The 4,594-nt window shown below is 59.9% G+C and carries 4 protein-coding genes; 3 read left to right on the top strand and 1 reads right to left on the bottom strand.

Features of this window, described 5'->3' with window-relative positions:
- A partial coding sequence (locus ACN4F8_RS15345) for a transposase (RefSeq protein ID WP_419474350.1) occupies positions 1 to 276 on the top strand: 276 nt, incomplete at its 5' end.
- Between the two features lie 282 nt (positions 277 to 558).
- On the opposite strand, the gene ACN4F8_RS15350 is transcribed toward ACN4F8_RS15345, so the two are convergent.
- A complete protein-coding gene (locus ACN4F8_RS15350; protein ID WP_159608868.1) occupies positions 559 to 837 on the bottom strand; it encodes a hypothetical protein in 279 nt (92 codons plus the stop codon).
- Between the two features lie 261 nt (positions 838 to 1,098).
- Here ACN4F8_RS15350 and ACN4F8_RS15355 point away from each other — a divergent pair, with 261 nt between their 5' ends.
- The gene (locus ACN4F8_RS15355) at positions 1,099 to 2,238 is read left to right on the top strand and encodes a DUF3150 domain-containing protein (RefSeq protein ID WP_305727065.1); all 1,140 of its coding nucleotides are present in this window, start codon (positions 1,099 to 1,101) and stop codon (positions 2,236 to 2,238) included.
- Positions 2,239 to 2,283: 45 nt separating this feature from the next.
- Positions 2,284 to 4,479: a VWA domain-containing protein gene (locus ACN4F8_RS15360; RefSeq protein ID WP_305727064.1), complete on the top strand. Its 2,196-nt coding sequence runs from the start codon at positions 2,284 to 2,286 to the stop codon at positions 4,477 to 4,479.
- Positions 4,480 to 4,594: the final 115 nt, after the last annotated feature.

Below are 4,594 nucleotides of genomic sequence, written 5' to 3' on the forward strand. Positions count from 1 at the left end.
ATCGAGGCCAACTGGCATGTGGCCATGCGCCCGGGCAAACGCAAAGCGCTGGACAAGGCCACGCCGATGGGGCGCGTGCTGGATGAGCTGGAGCATGTGAAGGCCAGCATCCGGGCCAAGGTGGAGCACCCGTTTCGAGTGATCAAGCGCCAGTTCGGGCATGTGAAGGTGCGCTACCGCGGGCTGATGAAGAACACGGCGCAACTGCACACGCTGTTCGCACTCTCCAACTTGTGGATGGCGCGGCACCGGCTTTTGCAGAGGGCGCAGGGATGAGTGCGCCTGCAGCGCGCCCAAGGGCCAGGATGAGGCCTCGAAAGGCCGAGAAATCGACCTCTGCAGTGTTGAAATCGATCGAAACGAGCACGGTAATTTCATGTCGCGAGATTCATGCGCTCAACGGCCTTCTCTGCGCCGGTTTTGAACACCATCCCTAATGGGCGACAAGGACGGACCGTTCTATCACGACAAGGACCATCTCAACATCCGAGGTGCAGAGCACGTAGGGCCTTGGCTGGTTACGCGCATGTCGGAAGCGAATGGCCCGCGCTGAGTCTGCTACGAACCCGGCTTCTCTCTGGCAGGGTCGCGCGACTGCTTCCACTTTGCCAATATCGTAGCGACATGCTCAGTCGCGTAGAAGTGAGCCTTACGACCCGGCATGGCTAGTGGGCTGATGTCGATGTGACCACGCTTTCGAGCCGTGGAAAGAGCGCCTGGAGTCTTGTATTTCAACAAGGCGCATGCTTCTTTGCCTGTCAGTAGCGGGCCGTACTGGCGAGTCAGTTCTCCCACGAAGTTTGCTTCTTCCTCAGCGATGGAGCGCTCTTTCGTCATGGCGTCAGTGCCTCCTTGGCGCAATTTTGAGCACTGCTGCGCTTTCATGCAATGGCCGCATCTCATTCTCTTTTACCGACACCTGGGGAATCGGTAAACAGTGGGCAACGGGGTGCAACAGAGACTTACAACCCCGGCCTGAATCGTTTGCGCGGAATGTGCGGCGCCGCTACATTTGAACTGTTCGGTACTGCCGTCCGTGGGTCTTAGCGCCCACCTTTAACCTCAACCCCTGCGGGAATTCATTTCCCGCTCGGGGATTTGGGTTCCCGCTTTCTTTTGCGAGAACCCAAAATGAACACACCAGTTGTTCCCAACATCAAGCAGACAAAGACCGATGGGATTGTCTGCGTCGCCCTGGACATCCATCTCTGGTCCGGCCGAAAGCGTCTCCGCAAGGAGGCATTGCTCTCCAAGAATCCCATGCTGGCCGATCTCCCCCCGGAGTCGTTGGCCACGCTGGGATCCATCAAGATCGCCGATCCCGACGATCTCGCACCCTTCCTCAAGTTCAAGCGCGAGGCCGACAAGCTGCTGAAGCTCAACGGCCTGCCGCTCCTTGGGACGGTCGGAATTCCTGAGTCCAAGGTGGAAAAGGTGTTCAAGGGCCTCATGGACATCAAGCAACGCTTCGATGACCATGCCCAGCGCCTGTACCGTGACTTCGATGTACGCATCACTGAGTGGCGCGAACGCGATGACAACGTGAACTGGGCTCACCTGATCAACGACATTCCCACCCCGGAATACGTTGCCGGGCGGCTCTCGTTCGGCTTTCACCTGTGCCGCGTCAGTGCCCCAAGCACCGATGAGTTCAGTGACGCGAACAAGATGTTCGGCAAGCAGATGACTGGCCTCAAAGGCGAGTTGTTCGCAGATGCCGCCGAAGAGGCCCGAACCCTGATGGAGAAATACCTGACGGGCAAGGACGCACACGGTGTCGTGCGCAAGCGCGAGAAGATCACGCCAAAGACCTTGGGCCCGCTCAAGCGAATCGGTGAAAAGTTCAAGAGCTTCAGCTTTTTGGACCACACCGTGGAGCCGCTGGCCAAGATTGTCGACCACGTGTTGTCGCTCCTCCCCACGGAAGGCCCCATCGATGGCGTGCACCTGCTGCATGTCTGGACAGTGGCCCAGATGCTCTCCAACCCGACAACGGCGATGGAAGCAGCTCGCATGGTGATGGACACCGGTTCGGCAAACGCGGCTTTCGAGTCGTTGTTGCTGACCGTGCCTGACTCAGTGTCTGACCATGTGGACGTTGTGGCTGTAGAGCCCACCACCCCGGAAATCGTCGCTGCATCTGCAGTGGCCGAGATCCAGACCGCCGAGCCGCAAGCGCTCGAAAACGCGGTCATCGCAGCTGACGACTTCACCCCTGAGTTCGTCGGCATTTTCTGAACCTCAATGTGACCCCGGCCTCGTGCCGGGGCTGCAGGAGAACCCATGACTCAAACCAATGACCTGGCGCACGCCAGGAAGGTCATCGCTGCCTTCGTGGCGATGATCGTAGGCCGCTCTGTCCCTGTCCAGTGGTGCAACACCGCCGCGATGGGTGCTGACGGCTCTCTCATGCTGCCCGCACCCTCTGTGGGCGATGCTGCAGAAATCGCCCTGCTCACGCGCATGGCCGTACACGAGTGTGGTCACCTCCTGGAGACCGACGCACACGTGATCGATAGGCTCAACGATGAGCAGCTTGCAGTGTTCAACTGCTTGGAAGACCCTCGCGTCGAGGCCCGAATGAACCAGCGATTCGCTGGAGCAGGGCTGGTACTCGGTCGTGGGCTGGAAGAGGCAATGCAGGCAATCGCTGCAAAGCTTGATGTGACCTCTGACGCCGGTAAGGCTGCTTCGTTGTCCTTGGAGATCCTTCTTCGAGGAACACAGGCTGTGGCACCCCAGCGCGCGATAGAGCGTTATGCGCCGGAGATTCTGGCGAAGACTGCGGTCGTCGTGACAGAAAAGCAGCGAGACGCCATCGTTCAAGCGGTGGGCGAAATCGCAGGCATGGCCAACAGTGCAGACTGTGAAGCCGTTGCTATTCGCCTGGTGCAGCAGCTGCACGCGGCCGAGCACCAACAGGAACAACAACCTGAGCAAGAAGCAGCTGGTAACCAAGCGCAGGAGGAAAACCAACGGCAGCCTGATGAAGCTCAAGGTGAACCGGATGGGAACGCCGGATCCAGCGATGTCACAGAAGACAACGCCGGCGCCGACGAAGAAGACGGTCAGCCTGATGGTCCTCAAGACACCCCCCAACAGGATGGTTCAGAAGGGCAAGAGGACGGCGGTGGGTCGCAAAGCTCTCCAGGGTCTGATGCAGGCGAGCAAGGAGGCCAACCGAAGGGTGCGGGGGATACAGGCAACGAAGAGGGGTCCGAAAGCACTGACTCGCAGCAGCCACAACCAGGTGGCGGTGCGGGGGATGCAGGCGACACGACCTCATCCGGGGAATCCGGCGCGTCCGCGGGCTCTGAGCCGGGTTCCGAAGACTCATGCGGTGGCGCTGGGCAACCAGCGGACGGCGAGGCAGGGGGGCAACCTTCAGCCAACCCGGCCGGCCAAGGCGGTCTGAATGGCGAACCCACGGGCGAAGGCCCTGAAGTTGAACCTGAAAGCGCAAAGGAAGCTGCAGCGCCTATTCCGAGCGAAAAGTTCGACATGGGTGACCTGCTGCTCAAAGCCTACGAGGCCAAGTTTGGTCTTCCGGATCCAGAGCAGTACAAAGACCTGGAGCTTCAAGAAGCAACAGCGAGTGACATGGCCACGATGGCAGCGGCGCTCGCAGGGCTCGAAGCCGGAGATGACGTCGAGGATCTGCTTGAAGCCGCGCACAAAAGCCTCACGGTGGTGCAAAGCGTTGCTGCTAGTCCAGCAGCTGGCAGTCCCGGGGCTCACGCTCTGAAGCTTGTGGCCACGTCTGGCACGCCGCTGAGCCTCAAGCTCGATGGTGTGCAAGGCCGCCTCGTGCGAGTGCTGCTGAAGGAGATGCAAGACAAGCGGCGGCGTCCTGCAAAGTACGCTCAAGCGGGTGGCCAGATTGCAACGAATCGATTCTGGAGACTGGCACGCCTTGGCGACACGAAAGTGTTCAAGGTGCGCAAGCTGGTCAACGGGATCGACGCAGCGGCAACCGTGTTGCTTGATACCTCCGGCAGCATGGAGTCCGATCTGGCGATGGCGGCCGAAGTCGCAGTTGCGTTCAGCCTGGCGATGCAACGGGTAGGGCGTGTCACCACTTCGGTGGCCACGTTCCCTCACACGTCGTCGGCGACCGAGACCCTGCAGCGCTTTGGCGAACCTGCCCAGCAGGCTGTTCGTCGGGTGGCTGACCTCAAGGCAGATGGTGGAACCCCCTTGGGGCTCGCCATGGCCACCGAGTTGCCCAAGCTCTTGCAACAGCAACGCGAACGGCACTTCATGTTCATCGTCACTGATGATGGACCTGATGACCCGCAGCTCGTGCAGAAGGTGCTCGCGCTGGCGCTGGAGAACGACGTGGAAGTGTTCGGTGTGGGGATCGGCTGTGACATCAGTGCTCACATCCCCCGTTCGGTCGCAGTCCATGACGTGAACCAATTGCCCGATGCGCTGGAGAAGCTTTTCAAAGAGCAAGTTGCATTGCAACGCGCAGCCTGAAAGCACTTCAGCAACCTTTAAGGAAGGTCTGCATAACCCCCGCCGCAGCGTGAGCTGAGTCGTCGATTTTCAGATGACGACATGGAAGGCGGATACCGATGGTTTTTGAAGGCGG

Source organism: Hydrogenophaga sp., from assembly GCF_048549895.1.
Lineage (GTDB): Bacteria > Pseudomonadota > Gammaproteobacteria > Burkholderiales > Burkholderiaceae_C > Hydrogenophaga.

What these genes read in the sequence shown, in the direction of transcription:
- ACN4F8_RS15350 (WP_159608868.1), bottom strand. Translation starts at nt 837, where the DNA reads ATGACGAAAGAGCGCTCCATCGCTGAGGAAGAAGCAAACTTCGTGGGA.
- ACN4F8_RS15360 (WP_305727064.1), top strand. Translation starts at nt 2,284, where the DNA reads ATGACTCAAACCAATGACCTGGCGCACGCCAGGAAGGTCATCGCTGCC.